Here is a 5101-nt window from a genome sequence, read left to right on the forward strand (position 1 = left end):
ACCGCTAATCCTGCAATCCAAAAGCCGCTATCCGCCTCAATCAACATGCCAGATCAACGGCTTGCGGATAGTTCACGGTCGACTATTTCACTCTGCTGCTGATCCGGGTCTTTTCAAAGCGCTAGTCGCGGCCCGGCCTGGGCCTCGATCCTCGTCCGAAACAGTGCGATGAGCATTAGTCCGTCAGGCTTGTCGTGTCCCATGACCTCGATCACTGCTGATCTCGAACCGCCGCCAGGCACTTTGCTTATGTCCATAAAGCGGCTGGACGAGAGCCGCAGCCATCGTCGTGCTGGTCGATCGCCGAACAGGTGCAGGACAAGGCGAGCTCTGAGGCCGAGATACTAACTGCATATCGCGACCGACCAGTTCTGGATCGACCAGAAACGCACATGTCGTTGAAACGGGTCTTCACTCATATCGATCGGCCTTGCTGACGCTATTGCTAGACGATGCCCCAGCACGCCCCGTTCGGCTGATCCCTCGGGGTCGAGTTGCTGCCTTCACTTACCTTTTTCGCCTCATAACTCGAACGGCTCAGCCGATTTGGTCGGCCGCTCTTAGTTCATTGATTTCCTCGGACTCGCCGTCACGTCGCATGAGCATGCAATGCGAGCCATTTTGCTGGCAAGAGCTAAGGCGACAACCTTTGGCGGCCGACGCCGCAATAGGCCACCCATCCAACTCGCCCCACTGTCTCCATCACCGCGAGCATATCGCAGCAGCAATGTCGCGCCGAGATGAGCAGCTTCCCTGCTTGCTGATGCGGCCAAGGCGAGGCTTGCCGGCCGATGAATTTTGTCGCGGATCAAGGCGAGCCAGGCGGCGAAATGCCGACCTGATATGAAAACCTCCGGGTCAGGGACGATAGAAGCAAAGGCCGGGGCCGTGACAAAGCCGACACCAGGAATGGTCTCCAGCCAGCGGGCTGGGCCTTGCCTGCGCCCGTCGGCAGTTGCAACCCTTTTTTGCCCGCTGACGAACGCGATTTTACTGCAGTAAATAATGGCCTTTGTGGCAGAAAAACATGCATTTAGCGAGCTGGATGGGGAGAGTTTTTGCTTCGAAGGACGAGCAGCCGCTATCGCGACGATATTGGTATTCGGCAGTCAGAATCTCGTCTGGTGACGTTAACCTTCTGTTTACCTAAAACTTCTTGCCGGGCTTTCCGAATCGGAGCTTAATGGCGCTTGTTGAATAGTTTCATCGCAAAAAGCGCCAATTCAGGTTTCGACGAGAATGAATATCGCCATGCGGCTACCACGGTTCGAGTTCGACGATAAGATTCTCGAGCAGGGTGCTGAGATTTCGCGACGCCTCAATCAGCTTCGCATGGAGAAATTTCCACCCAATGCGACGAAGACGCTGCGTCCGTTTTCGATGGCAGAAGTCGCCCACTATCTTGGTGTATCGCAAAACAATCTGAAGCGGCTTCACCTCGAAGGCAAGGGACCTTTGCCTGACCAAGTCCCTTCCGGCCGACGCTCCTACACGGCCGCTCAGATGCTCGAACTTCGCCACTTCCTGGACCAGCATGGCAGGACCGAGGTCAAGAAGTATGTTCCGCATCGCAAGCCTGGCGACAAGCTCCAGGTCGTTGCTGTCGTCAACTTCAAGGGCGGTAGCGGCAAGACAACGACTGCCGCCCACCTCGCCCAGCATTTGGCGCTGACCGGCCACCGTGTCCTTGCAATCGATCTCGACCCGCAGGCTTCGCTCTCCGCCCTGCATGGCTTCCAGCCGGAGCTCGATCGCAACCTCTCGCTGTATGAGGCGATCCGTTACGATGACGAGCGCCGGCCGATCTCCGATGTGATCGTGCCGACCAATTTTCCTGGGCTGGACATCATTCCGGCCAATCTCGAGCTGCAGGAATACGAGTACGACACGCCGCTCGCCATGCAGGACAAATCGTCCAGTGCTGGCCGGCAATTCTTCACCAGGATCGCAAAGGCGCTGTCTGAGGTGGACGACCGCTATGACGTCGTTGTTGTCGATTGTCCTCCGCAGCTCGGCTATCTGACCTTGACCGCTATGTCGGCGGCGACATCCGTTCTCATCACCGTTCATCCTCAGATGCTCGACCTGATGTCGATGAGCCAGTTCCTGTTGATGCTCGGCGGAATTTTGAAGACCATCAAAGCCGCCGGCGCGGCGATCGAGCTCGATTGGTTTCGCTACCTGATTACGCGCTACGAACCGACAGACATTCCGCAAGCGCAGATGGTCGGCTTCATGCAATCCATGCTTGCCGGCCAGATCCTCGACAATCCCATGCTCAAGTCGACGGCGATTTCGGACGCAGGTCTGACGAAACAGACGCTCTACGAAGTCGAGAGATCGTCCTTTACCCGCTCTACGTATGACCGGGCGGTAGAATCGCTGGATGCGGTGAACTCGGAGATCACCGCTCTTGTCCATCGCGCTTGGGGGCGGTCATGACAGCGAAGTTTACGGCAGTAAAAAGTGGAAATTTCGCTCGTGAAATCAGTCGACTAACCGCAAATCGGAGCGATTGAATGGCACGCAAGGACATTTTCGGCAGCGTCATGGGACCCGCAACGGCAATTGCCGATGGCCAGGACGTCTCGAGCTACGCCGTTCGTGGCGCATCACGGTCGATCATACAGTCATTCGAGGAGCTCTCGAAGAGTTCAGTCGTCGATCTCGATCCGGCTTTGGTCGACACGTCATTCGTCTCGGACCGTATGGACGATGACGATGCTGCGTTTCAGGAGTTGCTGACGGCAATTCGTGAACGAGGGCAGGATTCGCCGATCTTGGTCCGACCTCACCCCGAGACTTCGGGACGCTTTCAGACCGTCTTTGGCCACAGGCGCGTCAGGGTTGCCCGGCAGTTGCAAAGGCCTGTACGCGCTGTCGTCAAGAAGATGGACGATAGGGACCATGTGATCGCCCAAGGCCAGGAGAACGCCGCCAGAGCCGATTTGTCCTTCATCGAGCGGACGCTTTTTGCAGACCGCGTTCTCAAGCGAGGCCATTCGCCTGAGACGGTGAAATCAGCTCTTGCGCTCGACGATACGACCTTCTCGAAGATGCGTTCCGTGATCGGCAACATTCCAGAGCAGGTGATTGTTGCGGTGGGCGCGGCCAAGGGCATTGGCCGAGACCGCTGGTGGCAGCTTGCCAAGCTCATGGAGCATCCTGGTGCGGCTGCGAGGGCAGAGGAGTGCGTGGCAATCGCCGATTTCGCGCAGCCAGGCAGTGAGGCCCGTTTTGCCCGTCTGTTCGAGTTTGTGAGCGCCCCGGTGAAGCGCCCGCAGGCGCCATCGAAGCCCCAGGAGCGGGCCTGGATACCCCAGGACAAATCAGTTCGAGCCAAGATCACCGACACCGGAAAAGTGTTTACGCTTGCCTTGAAGTCCAAGGAAGCGTCGCCCTTCGGCGCATTCATTGCCGGCAAACTCGATGAGCTTTTCGAGGCTTTTCGGGAATCGGAAATGGCCAAGAAAACAGGAGACTAAACCGCAAAAGAAAAAGGCCCCCGAACGTCACCGTCGCGGAAGCCCTTCTCAAGTCTGTAGCAAGCTGAGAATCGCATTTCCCCGAATCACTGTCAAGAGTCGTGGCGTCGTTTCGGCGAGCAGATTTCTTTTGCCTTTTTGAAAGGTGAGGGAAATGGAGAGTGGATATGCAACGACGCCCTTTGGGCGGCGGCCGATGACGCTTGCGCTGGTGCAAGCGAACGCGGCATCGCGCGAGATTCCTGACGGGGCGCTCGTCGAGAAGTGGCAGGTCTATCGATGGTTATGCGAGGGCAAGACCGTCGTAGGTGTGGGAGATCGCGCGCTCGCCGTGCTGAGCGGGCTTTTGTCCTTCTATCCGGACGACCAGATCAGCGAGGAAAACGGCCTGATGGTCTTTCCCTCGAACGCACAGTTGTCGCTGCGCACACACGGTATGCCCAGCTCCACATTGCGGCGACACCTGGCCGAGCTGGTGAGTTGCGGCCTGATCATCCGCCGCGACAGCCCTAACGGAAAAAGATTCGCCCGGAAAGGGAGGGGCGGCGCCATTGAGGAGGCGTTCGGGTTCTCGCTGGCGCCGCTGCTGACGCGGGCGGCTGAGTTTCAGCACGCTGCCGAACAGGTGCGCGCCGACAGCCAGGCGCTCCGGTTAATGAGGGAGCGGATTACGCTCCATCGTCGCGACATCCATAAACTTGTCGAGGTCGCGATCGAGGAGGGCGTTCCTGGCGACTGGGGAGCCGTCTGGAGACGGTTCAGAGCCATTGTGGATGCAATCCCGCGCCGGGCAGGGCTGTGCGAGCTGGAGGCGATCGTTGCCGAACTGACCAGACTTCACGACGAAGTGGACATGATGCTGGAAAACTTCATGAATGCCACGAATCCTGGCGGCAATGAGTCCCAAAATGAGCGGCAGCAATCTGATTCAAACACAGACTCCATCTTTGTATTTGAACCGGCTTTCGAGAAAAGCAGGGCGGCGGTCGAGCCAAGGCAGGCAGCCGCCGAGAAACCGAAAAGCTATCCGATAGGACTTGTGCTGAAGGCCTGCCCGGAAATTTCCGACTATGCCGTGCATGGCATCGGAAACTGGCGCGATCTGATGATTACCGCCGTCCAGGTACGAGGCTACCTTGGTATTTCGCCCTCAGCATACGAGGAGGCTTGCCACGTGATGGGCCAGGAGACCGCCGCCATCGTGATTGCCTGCATCTTGCAAAGGGCGCAGCACATCAACTCGGCCGGCGGTTATCTGCGGGTTCTAACCGAAAAGGCGAAGGCAGGGGAGTTTTCGGTGGGGCCCATGCTGATGGCGGCGTTGAAGGCGAACGGCATGACAGCAAAAATGACCGGGTAACCGTTGGCGGATCGGTTCGCGCTGATGCGGGGCTGGCATGGCGCATCATGTGAGGCTATGTTTTGCCTCACATGGAATGGAGAGTGAGAATGCTGGCGTTCGGAAACGTCGCCGACGTGTTGGGGTTACCCGTTAAGGAGGTGGCGTCGCGGTCGCTTTTCGGGCTGATTCCCCGGATCGAGAATGGACTTCCCATCGGCGCGCTCGAGCGCGTTGCGCATCTTCTGGCGCCTGGCGATGCTCAGTTCAAATACCG

Annotated in this window: 3 protein-coding genes and 2 pseudogenes; 4 read left to right on the forward strand and 1 reads right to left on the reverse strand. The window is 58.0% G+C overall.

The window, feature by feature from the left end; genetic code table 11:
• Window positions 1-702: 702 nt before the first annotated feature.
• Window positions 703-1109: pseudogene (locus tag NKJ90_RS33665) on the reverse strand (transposase).
• A gap of 130 nt (window positions 1110-1239) precedes the next feature.
• Between NKJ90_RS33665 and repA the strand changes: the two are divergent.
• From repA to NKJ90_RS33230, 4 genes and pseudogenes are all read left to right on the forward strand, one after another.
• Window positions 1240-2442 carry a plasmid partitioning protein RepA gene (gene repA, locus NKJ90_RS33215; RefSeq protein WP_352487764.1) on the forward strand — a complete coding sequence of 401 codons (1203 nt, stop codon included), beginning with the start codon at window positions 1240-1242 and terminating at the stop codon, window positions 2440-2442.
• A gap of 77 nt (window positions 2443-2519) precedes the next feature.
• Window positions 2520-3485 (forward strand): plasmid partitioning protein RepB, encoded by a 966-nt coding sequence (repB, locus tag NKJ90_RS33220; protein ID WP_352487765.1) that lies wholly within the window; start codon window positions 2520-2522, stop codon window positions 3483-3485.
• A gap of 154 nt (window positions 3486-3639) precedes the next feature.
• The gene (gene repC / locus NKJ90_RS33225) at window positions 3640-4845 is read left to right on the forward strand and encodes a plasmid replication protein RepC (RefSeq protein WP_352487766.1); all 1206 of its coding nucleotides are present in this window, start codon (window positions 3640-3642) and stop codon (window positions 4843-4845) included.
• An 89-nt stretch (window positions 4846-4934) separates the two neighbouring features.
• Window positions 4935-5101: pseudogene (locus NKJ90_RS33230) on the forward strand (antitoxin); the annotation flags it as partial.

The organism is Mesorhizobium sp. M0051 (assembly GCF_040323235.1).
Taxonomy (GTDB): domain Bacteria; phylum Pseudomonadota; class Alphaproteobacteria; order Rhizobiales; family Rhizobiaceae; genus Mesorhizobium.